The organism is Methylobacterium sp. CM6247 (assembly GCF_054817925.1).
In genome coordinates, this window is record NZ_JBTXKX010000003.1 from 3,451,725 (window position 1) to 3,465,835 (window position 14,111).

The 14,111-nt window shown below is 69.2% G+C and carries 16 protein-coding genes; 5 read left to right on the plus strand and 11 right to left on the minus strand.

Going from position 1 to position 14,111, the window contains the following annotated elements; translation table 11 throughout:
- The first annotated feature begins 123 nt into the window (after positions 1–123).
- Both ACYQOP_RS17190 and ACYQOP_RS17195 read left to right on the plus strand, forming a co-directional pair.
- Positions 124–588, plus strand: a complete 465-nt coding sequence (locus ACYQOP_RS17190; protein WP_056146793.1) for an Lrp/AsnC family transcriptional regulator — start codon at positions 124–126, stop codon at positions 586–588.
- Between the two features lie 121 nt (positions 589–709).
- Entirely contained in the window at positions 710–1,990 is a 1,281-nt protein-coding gene (locus ACYQOP_RS17195) for a D-serine ammonia-lyase (RefSeq protein WP_461223206.1), read from the plus strand.
- A gap of 64 nt (positions 1,991–2,054) precedes the next feature.
- Here ACYQOP_RS17195 and ACYQOP_RS17200 read toward each other — a convergent pair whose 3' ends face one another.
- Positions 2,055–3,227, minus strand: coding sequence for a zinc-dependent alcohol dehydrogenase (locus tag ACYQOP_RS17200; RefSeq protein ID WP_207411930.1), 1,173 nt, complete (start codon positions 3,225–3,227; stop codon positions 2,055–2,057).
- A gap of 439 nt (positions 3,228–3,666) precedes the next feature.
- On the opposite strand from ACYQOP_RS17200, the gene ACYQOP_RS17205 reads away from it, so the two are divergent.
- A complete protein-coding gene (locus ACYQOP_RS17205) occupies positions 3,667–3,993 on the plus strand; it encodes a four-helix bundle copper-binding protein (protein WP_461223207.1) in 327 nt (108 codons plus the stop codon).
- A 17-nt stretch (positions 3,994–4,010) separates the two neighbouring features.
- On the opposite strand, the gene ACYQOP_RS17210 is transcribed toward ACYQOP_RS17205, so the two are convergent.
- Both ACYQOP_RS17210 and ACYQOP_RS17215 read right to left on the minus strand, forming a co-directional pair.
- Complete coding sequence (locus tag ACYQOP_RS17210) at positions 4,011–5,099, minus strand: DUF2778 domain-containing protein (RefSeq protein WP_461223208.1); 1,089 nt, start codon at positions 5,097–5,099, stop codon at positions 4,011–4,013.
- A 325-nt stretch (positions 5,100–5,424) separates the two neighbouring features.
- Complete coding sequence (locus tag ACYQOP_RS17215; protein ID WP_056427171.1) at positions 5,425–5,724, minus strand: hypothetical protein; 300 nt, start codon at positions 5,722–5,724, stop codon at positions 5,425–5,427.
- A gap of 259 nt (positions 5,725–5,983) precedes the next feature.
- Between ACYQOP_RS17215 and ACYQOP_RS17220 the strand changes: the two genes are divergently transcribed.
- Both ACYQOP_RS17220 and ACYQOP_RS17225 read left to right on the plus strand, forming a co-directional pair.
- Positions 5,984–6,973: an Ldh family oxidoreductase gene (locus ACYQOP_RS17220; RefSeq protein ID WP_461223209.1), complete on the plus strand. Its 990-nt coding sequence runs from the start codon at positions 5,984–5,986 to the stop codon at positions 6,971–6,973.
- An 87-nt stretch (positions 6,974–7,060) separates the two neighbouring features.
- The gene (locus ACYQOP_RS17225; RefSeq protein ID WP_461223210.1) at positions 7,061–8,257 is read left to right on the plus strand and encodes an App1 family protein; all 1,197 of its coding nucleotides are present in this window, start codon (positions 7,061–7,063) and stop codon (positions 8,255–8,257) included.
- An 18-nt stretch (positions 8,258–8,275) separates the two neighbouring features.
- Here the strand turns inward: ACYQOP_RS17225 and ACYQOP_RS17230 are convergent, their stop codons facing one another.
- The 8 genes from ACYQOP_RS17230 to mdcC all read right to left on the minus strand — a co-directional run bounded on the left by ACYQOP_RS17230 (position 8,276) and on the right by mdcC (position 14,107).
- On the minus strand, positions 8,276–8,569 hold the full coding sequence (locus ACYQOP_RS17230; RefSeq protein ID WP_461223211.1) for a hypothetical protein: 294 nt from the start codon (positions 8,567–8,569) through the stop codon (positions 8,276–8,278).
- 79 nt (positions 8,570–8,648) lie between these two features.
- Entirely contained in the window at positions 8,649–9,098 is a 450-nt protein-coding gene (locus ACYQOP_RS17235) for a GNAT family N-acetyltransferase (protein ID WP_461223212.1), read from the minus strand.
- Between the two features lie 579 nt (positions 9,099–9,677).
- On the minus strand, positions 9,678–10,625 hold the full coding sequence (locus ACYQOP_RS17240; RefSeq protein WP_461223213.1) for an acyltransferase domain-containing protein: 948 nt from the start codon (positions 10,623–10,625) through the stop codon (positions 9,678–9,680).
- A complete protein-coding gene (gene mdcB, locus ACYQOP_RS17245; RefSeq protein WP_461223214.1) occupies positions 10,622–11,485 on the minus strand; it encodes a triphosphoribosyl-dephospho-CoA synthase MdcB in 864 nt (287 codons plus the stop codon). Before mdcB ends, ACYQOP_RS17240 begins: the two co-directional genes overlap by 4 nt.
- Positions 11,482–12,153, minus strand: a complete 672-nt coding sequence (mdcG, locus tag ACYQOP_RS17250; protein WP_461223215.1) for a malonate decarboxylase holo-[acyl-carrier-protein] synthase — start codon at positions 12,151–12,153, stop codon at positions 11,482–11,484. The genes mdcB and mdcG overlap by 4 nt, the downstream gene beginning before the upstream one ends.
- Positions 12,146–12,877 carry a biotin-independent malonate decarboxylase subunit gamma gene (locus ACYQOP_RS17255; RefSeq protein WP_461223216.1) on the minus strand — a complete coding sequence of 244 codons (732 nt, stop codon included), beginning with the start codon at positions 12,875–12,877 and terminating at the stop codon, positions 12,146–12,148. Before ACYQOP_RS17255 ends, mdcG begins: the two co-directional genes overlap by 8 nt.
- Entirely contained in the window at positions 12,864–13,796 is a 933-nt protein-coding gene (locus ACYQOP_RS17260; RefSeq protein WP_461223217.1) for a biotin-independent malonate decarboxylase subunit beta, read from the minus strand. Before ACYQOP_RS17260 ends, ACYQOP_RS17255 begins: the two co-directional genes overlap by 14 nt.
- Entirely contained in the window at positions 13,796–14,107 is a 312-nt protein-coding gene (mdcC, locus tag ACYQOP_RS17265) for a malonate decarboxylase acyl carrier protein (protein WP_056427204.1), read from the minus strand. Before mdcC ends, ACYQOP_RS17260 begins: the two co-directional genes overlap by 1 nt.
- Between the last annotated feature and the right edge of the window lie 4 nt (positions 14,108–14,111).

The window sequence follows — 14,111 nt, forward strand, 5'->3', positions numbered from 1 at the left end:
CTAGCAAAACTCCCGTGAAAGGTGCTCTCGAATGACGATGAGATGTGCCACGAAATTCCAGGTTTTCCCCGGCCAAGCTTAGTACGAACCATCGTTTCTACCGAAAATGCGGAAGGTTCTTCCATGTCGCCATCGCTCGACCGGATCGATCTGAAGATCCTGCGCCTGCTCCAGGCCGATGGGCGCATGAACAATGCCGAGATCGCCAAGCGGGTGAATACCAGCGCCGCCACCTGTCACCGCCGCACGCAGCGCCTGTTCGACGAGGGCTACATCCGCGGCGTCCATGCGCGGATCGCGCCGGAGAAGGTCGGGCGGGGGTCCCTCGTCATCGTCGGCGTCGTGCTCGACCGCTCGACGCCGGAGAGCTTCGCCGCGTTCGAGGCAGCCGCCCAGGCGATGCCGACCATGCTCGATTGCCATCTCGTGGCCGGGGATTTCGACTATTTCCTCAAGATCCGCGTCTCCGACATGGCGGATTTCAACCGCCTGCACAGCGAGACCCTGATCGCGCTGCCGGGGGTGCGGCAGACGCGGACCTTCTTCGTCATGAAGGAGGTGGTGGACAATGCGCCGATGGATCTCTGACGATGCGCACCTTTGACGGTGAGCGGTTCTCTGATTGCGAGGCTTGCGCGAGGCGGTCCCGCCAGTCCATCGAGCGCCGCGACGGCGCTGGGGCCATCGGGATCATAGGAAAAGGGAACGCATGAGCATGAATGCCGACACGTCGCCCGCCCGCGCCCTCGATGCCATCCCGGCGAGTGTGCGAGAGGCGCGGCCCACCACCTGGCTCAATCCCGGCCTCCAGTCGGCCGCCGAATTCCTGCCGAGCCTGGCTTTCTCCCTGGCCGATGTGGAGGCGGCGGAGGCACGCTGGCGCCGCTTCGATCCGCTTTTGCGCCATCTCTTCGACGATCTCGACACCGGGCGCATCGATTCGCCCCTGTTGCCCCTCTCCGACCCTGTGGCGCAGGCCATCACGGGTCCGACGGGCGGCGCGGTCTGGGTGAAGGCCGACCATGATTTGCCGGTCACCGGCTGCATCAAGGCGCGGGGCGGAGTCTACGAGGTCCTGGTCTATGCCGAGCGGCTCGGGCTCGAGAAGGGCCTGCTGCGGCCGGGCGATTCCTATGCCCGGCTGGCGGATCCGCAAGCCCGCGACGCGTTTGGCGCGCATACGGTCGCGGTCGGTAGCACCGGCAATCTCGGCTTCAGCGTCGGCGTCATGGCGCGGGCGCTGGGCTTCGCGGTCGAGGTCCACATGTCCCATGACGCCAAGGCGTGGAAGAAGCAGCGCCTGCGGGATATCGGCGCCCAGGTGGTCGAGCATCGGGGCGATTACGGCAGCGCGGTCGCGGCGGCACGCTCGGCCTTCGAGGGGCGGGCCGACGCCCATTTCGTCGATGACGAGAGCTCCGTCGACCTGTTCCTCGGCTATGCGGCAGCGGCCTTCGACCTGCGACGCCAGCTGGACGAGGCCGGGATAAGGGTCGATGCGGCCCACCCGCTCTGCGTCTATCTCCCCTGCGGCGTCGGCGGCGCGCCCGGCGGCGTCACGCTCGGCCTGAAGCTGCTGTTCGGCGACGCCATCCGCTGCATCTTCGTGGAGCCGGTCGCCTCGCCCTGCATGCTGGTGCAACTCGCTGCCGGCCTGTCGCGCCCGGTGGACGTCTACGAGATCGGCCTCGACAATCGCACCGCCGCCGATGGGCTGGCGGTAGCCGGCGCCTCGATGCTGGTGGCCGGCACGGTCGGTCCGCTCATCGAGGCCGTGGTCACGGTCGCCGATGCCGACCTGTTTGCCTGGGTGAAACGCCTCTGGGCCGGTCCGGGCCTGCGGCTCGAACCCTCGGCAGCGGCGGGGTTCGCCGCAATCCGGCCCTATCTCGATGCCGCCGTACCTGCGCAGGCGACGCATGTGGTCTGGACCACGGGCGGGGCGCTTCTGCCGGAGGCGGAGTTTCAGGACGCCCTGGCACGGGGATAGCGATGCAGGCCGTGGCTTATGGTGGGATATGGCCTCGTTCCGGGCCATATCCCTGCCGATGCCATCAGTTCGGGTGGAAGACCACCTTCACGCACCCGTCCTTCTTGTCCCGGAACGTCTTGTAGAGGTCGGGGCCGTCCGCGAGATTGGTGGAGCGGTGGGTGATCATCGAGGTCATGTCGATCTTGCCCTCCTGTATCAGCTTCGTCAGCGTCTCCAGGTAGCGTTTCACATGGGTCTGGCCGCTCTTCAGGGTCAGCCCCTTCTGCACGATCGAGCCCATATTGATGGGAAGCGGGCCACCGTAGACACCGGGGATCGAGACGATCCCGCAGGGGCGCACGGCCTTGATCGCCTCCATGAGGACGTAGGGGCGCTCGGTCGAGGTCAGTTTCTCCTGCAGGGTGCTGATGATCCCCGCGACGCCGTGGCCGGCGGTGGCCTCCATGCCGACGCAATCGATCACGCCGTCGGCGCCCTCACCCTTGCTGATCTCCTTGATCCGCTCGAACACATCCTCTTTCATGAAATCGATGATGTCGGTGGCGCCGTATTTCCGGGCGAGTTCGATCCGCTCCGGCACCGTCTCGATGGCGATGATGCGCTCGGCGCCCATGATCTTGGCGGATTGGATCGCGAACAACCCCACCGGGCCGGCGCCCCAGATCGCGATGATCTCGCCGCCCTTGATCTCGCAATGCTCGGCACCCTGCCATCCGGTGGGCAGGATATCGGTGAGGAACAGCAGCGACTCGTCGTCGACGCCTTCCGGTGCCAGCATCGGCCCCACATCGGCCATGGGCACGCGCACATATTCCGCCTGGCCGCCGGCATAGCCGCCGGTGAGGTGCGAATAGCCGAACAGGCCGGCGGTGGTGTAGCCGAACTGCGCGGCCGCCATCTCGGCATTGCGGTTCGAGCGCTGACAGACCGACCAGTTGCCGAGCTTGCATTGGCGGCACTCGCCGCAATTGATGTTGAAGGGCACGACGATGCGGTCGCCCTTCTTGAACTTGGTGAAGCCCTGGCCGACCTCGACCACCTCGCCCATGAATTCATGGCCGAGGACGTCGCCGCTCTCCATGGTCGGCATCTGGCCGTCCATCAGGTGGAGGTCCGAGCCGCAGATGGCGCAGGACGTCACCTTGATGATGACGTCGCGCGAATCCTCGATCCGGGGATCGGGCACCGTATCGCAGCGGATGTCACCCTTGCCGTGCCAACACAGTGCTTTCATTGCGCTCTTTCGAAACCGGAATGTCAGGACGAGCCCCGGACGCGCGTGGCGCAGCAGGGCAGCGGGGTCGAACCCCGAAGCGAGGGCTCCGATCGGAAACACCCCCCGAGTCCATGAGTTCCAGAGTTCCGAGCGCGTCATCTCAAGCACAATCAAGCTTGAGCTTACACTTCAGCGAACGCCGCCGATTAAATCAGGCTATTAACATCGGCGAACGCGAGCGACGAACATAAGTTATCTCTAAATCCGGCCTCCAAAGCCAGAACCCGTGCGCCAGAGAATGCGTTGTCGTCGCTAATGTCCAGGCCGCGCCGGATCGACAACATCGGATCGGCATTCCGATCATCCGGGTTGGGCCACGAGCAGCGGCGGCACGATCGCCCGACGGTACCTCGGCCGGATGCACTGTCTTGCATGACCTCAACGGAGGAAGCTCTCGATGACGTCCCACGACATGAAGGCCTGTATCGACGAATGCCTGACCTGCTACCGGACTTGCCTCGGCATGGTGTCGGAGCATTGCCTTCCGGCCGGCGGCAAGCATGTCGAGCCGGAGCATGTCCGCCTCATGCTGGCCTGCGCGGAACTATGCCGGACGTCCGCGCACATGATGCTCCTCGGGGTCGCGGAGCACCGTCAGACGTGTCGGGCCTGCGCCGAGATCTGCGAGGCCTGCGCGGCGAGTTGCGAGGCGGTCGGCGACATGGACACCTGTGTCGCCGGATGCCGCCGCTGCGCCGAGTCCTGCCGGGCGATGGCGGCCTGACCGGAGCCGCGAAAGCTTCAGCGGCCGAACAGCTTCGCCGTGAGCGAGGCCGGTGCATCGCCCTTATAGCCGGCCACCACCACGAGGCGGCGGATGTCGCCGCGGAGATAGGCCTGCAGGAAGCGGTTGTAATCCCTGAACACCACGCAGCCATTGGACGCGCCGCTCGGTCCGAGCATGTAGGTATGGGCGAGGATGCCATCGCGGCCGTGGATGGCGGCGCTGCCGCCCACGGGGTTGAGGCGGATGGCGCGCACTCCGTGGAACAGGGCCTCGCGCTCGGTCAGATCGTAGGTGCCGGGCGGCGTCGCACCGCGCATGCGGACATGGACGAGACGCGGGTTGTCCATGTGCTGGCCGAGGCCGGAATGGGCTTCCAGCTGCTCCCCGCTCGGCAGGGTCACCGTGCTGGTGCTGATGTCGTAGATCGCGGTCCCGCCGCCCGCCGTCGCGGGCACGCGATCCAGGGCCCGGCGCTGGCTCAGATCGATGGCACCCGTATCGGCGGAGGCATAGGCGAGGGCGGGAGCGGGGCTGCGCTCGGGATCACGCCGGCCGAACACCGTCTCGAAGAACGACCGCTCGGCTTCCACATCCTGCCGGGCCGCGACGACACTCCGCGAGGACGGACGGCGCGTGGCGAGGCGCGGCTCGCGGGAAAGGGGCTTCAGGTCGATGGGGCGAGGAACCGGCGCGGGCATCGGCTGGACGAGGCGAGCGGTCTGCTGGAGCGGCCGTGCCGCTGGGACCGGTGCCACGGCGGCAAGCGCGATCCCGGGCGCAATCTCGACGGGGGAGGCCTTCGGCGCCTCGAACCCGGCCACCTGCATCGGCTCCGAGGCGCGCCAGTCCGGCGTCCGGACACCCAGGGCGGGGGAGGGGTCGAGCATCCACGCGAAGCTGCGGGCGACAGCGGCGGGCTGTGCCTCGGGGACAATCTGACGGCTCGCGAGCGGTGCCGTCGCAGCGGGAACAGGCGCGTCCAACCCGGTCAGCCGGGGAAACGTCGCGACGAACAGCGCGACGACGGCCGTCTTCAGAAGGACACGGCTGCGCGGCCGGGAACGGCGGGGACGGCGGCGATAGGTGGACGCGTCGTCGATCATGCGGGCTGTACTCGGATACGCGTACCCTGCCCGCACGCCCCTCGAAGGACCTCACCAAGCTCATGCAAGAGCCCCGCGAAGGTCACGTCGACCGGCCATGTCGTTTTAGGGAACCATCAACCTCGATGCCTCCCATTCAGCGCGAAGTTGGTTAATCACCGATAAATCGCGCGCATATTTTTTGAAGGGATGTACTGGCTGCCCGGGTCATTCCCGGTCACCCCACATGAGATCGCCCCGCCTGCCTTTCGGCGGACGGGGCGACTTCCGCTAATCAGACTATCCAGTTCCGGAGGCCCACGCCTCGAAACCTTACCCCCGGGCTTTACTTGCCGCTGGGAGCAGCTCCGCTGCCGGTGGCGGCGTTACCGCCATTCGAGCCGGCCGGCGCGCCCGGCGTCGCATTGGAGGGCACGTCGCGCGTCATGCCGGGTGCGGCGGTGGAACCGGTGGTGCTGGCGCCACCACCCATGCGCTCCATGCCCTTCTCGCTGTTGCTCTTCACGCTGCCGGGATTGTTCATGTTGCCCTCGGCGCTGGCACCACCAGCAGCAGTCTGGGCGAAGGCTGCGCCGCTCAGAGAAACAGCAAGGGCGGCCGCGACTGCGAATGTCTTGATCTGCATAGTATATTTCCTCATGTCGTACGGACTTGGCTCAACAACGTCCCACGCCAAGCATGGTTCACAAAATAATCATCCGCCGTTGATCGAGGATAAATACAAGATTCTCGCGAGCCGAGAGCCACGGCTCAGCTTGTACGTGCGATCGCTCGTCTTTGTCCGATGGTTCTTGCGGCAGTCACACCATTACGGCTTGGCCATGCCCCGCAGCGAGGGGACTTCGCTCTCGACAGGTGACGGAGAGCTGGCTTAAGGCCACGCCATGCCGATCCTTCGCCTCGACGCCGCCCATCGCCTCGCCACGGACACCCTGGTCCGTTGCGGAACCGCGCCCATCCAGGCGGAGAGCGTCGCCAGGGCCCTGGTGGGCGCGGAGGCCGACGGGCTGAAAACCCACGGTCTCATGCGGCTCCTCGCCTATGGCGAACAGGTGCGAGCGGGCAAAGTCGTCGGCGATGCCGTCGTCACCACCGCGCGGCCGAAGCCGGGACTGCTCGCCATCGATGCCGCCCACGGCTTCGCCTATCCGGCCCTCGATACGGCCATCGCGCTCCTGCCCGAGATCGCCCGCGAACAGGGGATCGCCGCCGCCGCCATCCGCCGTTCGCATCATTGCGGGGCAGCGGGCCGGCCGGTGGAGGCCTTGGCCGAGCAGGGCCTCGTCGCCATCCTGTTCGCCAACGCCCCCGCCTCCATGGCGCCCTGGGGCGGAACCCGGCCGGTCTTCGGCACCAACCCGATCGCCTTCGCCTGCCCGTTGCCGGGGGCGGAGCCGATCATCGTCGATCTCTCCCTGTCGAAGGTGGCGCGGGGCAACATCATCACCGCCAAGCAGCGCGGCGAGACGATCCCCGAGGGCTGGGCCCTCGATGCCGAGGGCAACCCGACCACGGACCCCGTCGCGGCGCTCGCCGGCACCATGGTGCCGTTGGGCGACGCCAAGGGCACGGCCCTCGCCCTGATGGTGGAGCTTCTCGCAGCCGGCCTCACCGGAGCGCGGTTCGCCAGCGAAGCCACGTCCTTCCTCGATGCCGAGGGCGAGCCTCCCGCCACCGGCCAGCTCATCCTCGCCATCGATGCCACGGCCTTTGCCGGCAACGCGCTGGAACGCTTCGCCGTGATGGCCCGCTCGGTGGCGGAACAGGACGGCGCACGGCTGCCCGGAACCCGCCGCTTCGCCGCCCGCGCCCGCGCCGCCGAGGAGGGGATCACCCTCTCCGACACGTTGCTGGCGGAGATCGAGCGGCTGTGACGCCCCTCGATCCGGCCCGTCCCGCGCAACCTTCGGCCCTGACGACGGCTTGACCGCGATCACGATCGTATCGCGTCAGGCCGGCCCATGACCTCACCTCCTCCGACCCCCGAACGGGCGACGCCACGCTGGCGCAAGGCGGGCGGTCGCCTGCTGGCCCTCGTCGCCCGCCCGGTACGCCGGGCGCAGGGGACGGGCGGGACAGTGATCGAGGCCTATCGGGGCTACGGCTCGAGCAAGGAAATCTTCCTGATCGGCCGGGTCTTCCGGCAGGCTCGCCGCGACCCGGACCTCAAGGCCGACGATATCGCCGCCGACCTGCGTGACATCGCCCGGCGCATCCGCAGGCGCAAGGTCGCCGATGCGTCCGTCGTCGCGCGTTTCGGCGGAGCCGAGACGACCGCCGTGACCGACCGCGACGGCTATTTCCGGGTAAGCCTCAAACCCCCGAACGTGCCCACCGGCGAGGGCCATTGGCATATCGTAAATCTCGAACTCGCGGCCGATCCGCCGGTGCGGGCGCAGGGGCGGGTGTTCATTCCGCCGGAGAAGTGCCGCTTCGTCGTCATCAGCGATATCGACGACACGATCATGCATACGGGCGTGGCCAACAAGCTGAAGATGCTGTGGCGGCTGTTCGTGGCCGATGCGGAGGACCGCGTCGCCTTCCCGGGAGCGGCGTCCCTGAGCCGGGCGCTGCATGCGGGCGCCACCGGCGATCAGTCGAACCCGATGCTCTATGTCTCGCGCGCCCCCTGGGGCATCTACGACATGCTGAGCGAATTCTTCCGGCAGCACGGGATTCCGGCGGGGCCGGTGCTGTTCCTGCGGGAATGGGGCCTGTCCTGGCGCCATCCGCTGCCCCGCCGCGCCGAGGACCACAAGCGCGACCTGATCCGCCACATGCTGGCGCTCTACGGCGACCTGCCCTTCGTCCTCATCGGCGATAGCGGCCAGCACGACCCGGAAGTCTATGCCAAGATCGTCTCGGAGAATCCCGGACGGGTGCTCGCCGTCTACATCCGCAACGTCTCGCGCGATCCGTCCCGGGCCGAGCAGATCGAGCGGCTGTCGCAGGCGATCCTCGAGGCCGGCAGCAGCCTGGTGCTGGCTGGGGACACCACGATCATGGCCGAGCATGCCCTCTCGCTCGGCCTGATCGGCAAGGAGGGAGCGGATGCGATCCTGGCGGAATGCCGGTCACAGGTCATACCGGAGACGGTGGAGCCGATCGTCATCGAGCCGGGCGACGACGCCGCCGCCGCCCGTAAGGCTCCGGCCTGAGAGCGGGGCCGCGCCCCGTCAGTACCCGTATCCGTCATAGCCCCGGCGCGACGGGCGATAGCCGTATTCGCCCGCGCCGCCATAGGGGCGGGGGGCGACGTAGCGCCGGCCATAGGTCTGCAGATAGGGATCGAGCCGGGGATCGCGGTAATTGCCGTTGTTCACGCCGGCCGAGCGGTCGTTGCCGCTCAATACCGAATAAGGCGAGAGCCCATCGCCACCACCGCCGGTGCCGCCGCGCGCCAGGGCGGCATCGGTGAGGCCGAGGATCAATGCCGAGGCGAGCGCCGCGCGAATGAGAGTCCGAGTCATGCCGGTCTCCTTGATCGGGTCAAAGTGATCATTGGAAGCAACGACGCGGTGAATCCCACGGTTCCCGGAGCAACCGGCATCAGCTCTTCTTGCGCAGCGGTCGGGTGAAAAGCGACCCGGCCGGCTCGAACCCCGTCCTGGCGCAGAATGCCCGCAGGCTTTCCTCATCGGGCGAGGCGGTGAGTTCGAGGGTCGCGCATCCCGCCATCCGGGCGGCCTGCGACGCGGCCTTCAGCAGGAGACGGCCGATCCCGCGGCGGCGCTCCTCCGGGCCGACGAGGAGGCCGGTGATCTGGGCGACGGGCTGAGCCGCCGTCAGCGAGCGATACCAGTGCAGGACGACGAGACCGCTCGGCGGCCCCCATTCGACGGCGATCAGGGCCGTTCCGCTCCCGAGGCGCAGGGAATCCAGCCGCTCGGCCAGATCGCTTGCGGCAATGGACGGTCCCGATGCCTGGAACAGAGCAGCAAGGCCAGCCGCGTCGGCAGCGGTCGCAGCCCGGATCTCGAGCCCATAGCGGCTAGCCAAACGCGTCTCCGCTGGATGTCACTCGGACATCCATAGACCACCGGCGGAAAACTCGGGACATCCCGTCTCGTCGCGCGACCCGTCCGCGCGGTCATGAAGACGGACGGAGCGACGCACCATCGGCGCACCGCTCCGTCCATCCGCCACGCCTCGCTTGGGGGCAGTCGGAGCGCAGCGGATCCGTTTCGCGCCGCTCTGTTTCTGGATGATGTCCGGCCCTCGCCCGACCCGCCGATTCAGCGGCCGCAGCCGATGCAGATGTCGCGGACCACACGGCTGCGCATCGGACCGGTCCTCTGGTTCGGAAGCTCGCCGCTGAAAGCATGGAGTTGCGGTCGCGCAGGAGGCTCGGGATGTCGGACGGGCTCACTCGAGCTGGCATTCGCCGGCGGCGCGGGCGGTGTGAGCGCCATGTTCTGAGCGGCACAGGGGCCCGACGATGCGAGCGCGGCCCCCAGAATACCGGCCCCGTAGATCCATCTCGACATGGTCAAGCCTCCCCGACCACCGTCAACGCAGCGGCGGGGCTTGGGGTTCACACGGATGATGGCGCAACGAGGCAAAAGAGAACCGGGCGGGTCAGCCCGTGCCGGCATTCGCCGCGAGCCAGTCCATGAGCCCGGACAGGGAGCGGAAATCCGCGACGGCATGAACGGCCGCGTCCGGCATGGCGTCCCGCGCCATGGTCGCCAGGGCATGGCCGGGGCCGAGTTCGAGGACGGCTCGCGCCCCGGCCTCGCGGATGCCCTCGAGGCAGGCCGCCCAATCGATGGTCTGTGAGATCGCAGAAGCGAGCTTGTCGAGGCCCTTGGCGGCGTCGAAGACCGGGGCACCGTCGAGACCGCCGAGGAGGCGAGGGGGTGGCGATGGGCCGAGACGAGACGGCGGCAGCATCTCGGCCCGCGCCAGCTCCGCGCGAAACCGCGCGCTGGCCGCCGCCAGGAGCGGCGTGTGCGAGGGTGTTTGGACCGGCAGAACCACGGCCCGCGCCGCGCCCGAGGCGAGAGCCCGAGCACAGAGCGATTCGAGATCGGCCACCGCCCCGCCGGCGACCACGCTGTCGGCGGCGTTGAGGATGGCGAGATGGCAGCCGTGCTCCTCGACCAGGGCGGTGACCCGCGCGCGCGACAGGCCGCGAAGGCCCGCGAGCCCGTAGCCCGGCCCGCTGGCCTCATCCATCGCCTCGGCTCGCGCGGCGGCCAGATGCAGGATCGAGGCGGGGGAGAACCGCCCCGCGCAGCCCCAGGCAGCCAGATCGCCGATGCTGTAGCCGGCGAGGACCACACGACTGGGATTCGCCTCGCGCAGGACGGTCCATGCGGCGAGGCCGGCGACGCAGCACAGGATCTGACCGGTGCGGTTCCCGTGCAGGGCCGGGCCGCCCGTCCGGGCGAGGTCGCGCGGGTCGGCGCCGAGGAGGGGCGTCGCTGCCGCGAAGATGTCCTGAGCGGCGGGATGATCGTCCACGAGATCGAACATGGCGGGATTCTGCCCGCCCTGGCCCGAGAGCAGGACCGCGAGACTCATGCCGCCTCCAGTCCATCGACGAACAGGGTCATGGCGAGGAGGTCGGCGCTGCCGCCGGGGCTTAGGTTTCGGGCGACGAAGGCCCGGTGGACGGCCTCCGCTTGTGCCCGCCAATCGTCCCGCGCGACGCCTCCCCCGGCGAGGAAGGCGGTGGCCGTGGCGCGGGCGAAGGCATAGCCCGCCTCGCCGCCGCGATGGAGCAGGTTGGTATCCTCGAGATGGGCGATCAGGGCGAAGCAGGTCTCGACGCGAGCCGCCTCCTCATCGCCGAGGCGGAGATGCCGCGCCCGGCGCAGGGCGGGCAGCCCAATGGCGTAGAGGGTCGGAAATCCGGCCGCAGCCTCGGCGGGCGCTCCGCCAATTCCGTAGCGCCGCCGCGCCGCCGCTCCCGGCGCATGGAGCAGGACGGGTCCGGCCAGGATCGCCTCGCCGAAATGCTCGCTCACGTGACGCCCGAGCGCTCCCGGCGACAAGCGGCAGGCCGTGTGGGCGAGGGCGCCCGCGGCAGCGGTAAGCAGGCCGAGGCCGAAGATGGCGCCGCGATGGGTGTTCACCCCGCCCGTCGCCTCCCGCATGGCGGTTTCGGCCTCGATGCCGATCCGGCGCAGGGTGGGCATGCCGGCACCGGCGGCTCCGGCATCCGCCAACTCGGCGAAGTAGGGCAGGAGGGCCGTGGCACTGGCGCGAAAGGTGCCGGCATCCATGTCGGCATGGCTGCCGCGATCCACATGGCTGACGAGGCCGGGCTTCGGATAGGTCGCGACTTCGAGGCGCAGGGACTCGACCGCGCATTCCGCGATGTCGCCGGGGCTGAGCGGAATCCGGGCGTCCCTGACCGGAGAGCGGGCGCGGGCGATCATGACGCCGCCTCCCGGAGGAACGACGCGGCGGGGCGCAGGGCCAGGCTTTCCCGCCCCTTGCACAGGACGGTTCCGCCCTCGGGGGTATCGCGCAGTTCGCGCCAGTTGATGCCGGCCCCGTCGGGCAGGACGATCTCGCCATCGAGACGCATCGGCGCGCCCGCCTCGATCCGTGCGAGGCTCTGCAGAAAGCGAGGATCGACCCGGCCAGAGACCGGCCAGAGCAGGTCGAGATCGGAGCCCGGCCCGAGATAGGGAAGACCGGTCAGCACCTGCCACGACAGGCTTCCGAACACGGTCGGCACGAGGCCGTACCCACGGGCGAGGTTGGCCAGATCGTCGATGACTGATCTCCAGGCCGGCGGTGCGGTCTCGCGCGCCCGATCCAGGGTGACCGGTGCAAGCCGGCTCGCAGCGGCAATCGGCAAGGCGAGGCCGATCCGGCGCTTGCCGGCGGAAGGCGGCAGCGGCAGGCCGGCGGGGATGTGGTCCCCCGGCTCGCCAGGATCGCGGCGGCGGACGATGACCGGCCAGCCGCGACGGGCCCATTCGGCGAGATGGGGAACGCCATCGAGATCCGGGCGCCCGGCAAGGAGGCGCGCCCAGGATTCCGGGTCGACGCGCAGGAGGTCGTGGCGGGCCAGACCCGACGCCTCGTCCTCAGTCACGGCGTGCCACGTCGCCCGTCGCCGCGCGTACCACCCGACCGGCGATGTCGCAGGCCATGAGCCGCCCGCCGCGCTCCAGGCCGAGGACGTCGCGGCCATCCGTTGTGGAACTCCCGGCGATGAGGGCTTCGATCTGGGGACCGAGCGGTGCCGTGGGGTCGAGCACGGCATGGACCGCCCCCGCCTTCACCATGTTGTCGAGGCCGGGCGCGAAGACGGAGGTGGATGTTGCCAACTCTTCCAGCCGTTCGAGGGGGAGCTTCGTGACCCGCGCCACGGAGGGCAGGTCCATCACGCTCGGATGGGCGCCGGGCAGGGCGGCGAGCACCCGCGTCGCCAGGGCGGTGGCGATGAAGGCACCGGCCGCCGTGTGCCCGTAGACGAGGCCGATCGTGGGGTGGCCGCTGGCATCGGCGAGGAGCAGCGCCTTGGCGAGATGGGCGAGATATTCGTTGAGGCCGAGCAGCTCGTCACGGCGACTCATGCGCTGGCTGTCGGAATCCACGGCCACGAGGATCGGCGTCTCGCCGCCCCGGCGCACCACATCGAGAACGCGCCCGGCGAGGAGACAGGCCCCCTCGATCCCGAGCGGCGTGTTGCCGTCGATCCCGACGACCGCGAGACGACCTGCTCCGAAAGGCCCGTCGCCGCCGATGAGGCCGTCCACGACCTCGACACCATGCCCCTCGGGAAACAGCGAGGCCAGGATTTCAGCGAGCGTCATGGGGCGCCTCCGGCAGGCGGGCGAGAAGGGCGTCGAACCGGTCCGTGTCCAAGCCCGGCACGGCGGCCGGATCGTTCACCCCGAGGCGGCCCCAGATCTCGGTGGCGTCCCGCGCATCGCCGAACCGGTCGAGGCGGGCTTCGAGGCGCGCCTGTTCGGCCTCCAGGGTGGCGAGATCGAAGGCCGGCGCCTTGCCGATCTGTTGGCGGGCGGCATCGCGAAACGCGCGGATCGTATCGTCCGCGAAAGCGTCCGCTCCGCCGATGAGGCGGCGGTGCTTTCCGCCCATGGTACGCCAGACCAGCGCCCGGTCGCGGGAATCGAACTCCTCGGCTCCCCTGTTGGTCTCGATCACCTCCGGGCCGGAGACGCTGATGCGCCCGCCCTCCGAGACCACGAGACGCGAGCAGGTGCCGGCGATGAGGCCGCCGCCGCCGTAGCAGCCGGCGCGCCCGCCGATCAGCCCGATCACTGGCACGCCGGCCCGGCGCAGATCGGCGATGGCGCGCATGATCTCGGCGATGGCGGTCTCGCCGGCATTGGCCTCCTGCAGCCGGACGCCGCCGGTATCGAACAGGATCAGCACCGCCGCCGGCTTCACCGCGAGCGCGGCCCGCATCAGGCCGACGAGCTTGGCGCCATGGACCTCGCCGAAGGCCCCGCCCATGAAGCGGCCCTCCTGCGCGGCCAGGAGGACGAGCGAACCGTCGAGGCGCCCGCGTCCCACCACGATGCCGTCGTCGAAGGCGCGCGGCAGGTCGAAGGCGGGCAGGTGCGGGCTCATCACCCGCTGTTCGGGGCCGAGGAATTCCCCGAACGTGCCGGGATCGACGAGGGCGTCGAGGCGGGCGCGGGCGCTGGCCTCGTACCAGCTCTGGTCGAGGGGATCGGCGGAGAGGGAGACGGGACTCATCGCCATCACACGGCCTCCATCAGCCGGGCCCCCTGGAGCAGGCGCAGGGTCACGGTGTCGGGACGTGCCCCGCCATCGTTGATGGTGATGCGCAGGCCGCCGGGCTGTCGGCGCGCCACGAAATCGGAGACCACCGCCTCCCAGACCGGTCCGTAGCCGTTGATCGCGGTATCGATCTCGACGGTGCATTCGTCGGGTGCGAGGCTCCGCTCCATCAGCACTTCGAGATTGCCGGAGGCGACCACGCCGGTGATCGCCTGGGCCTTGGTGCCGGGCAGGGGCTTTGCCGTCCGATGCCGGAAGGTCAGCTTTTCCATGGGG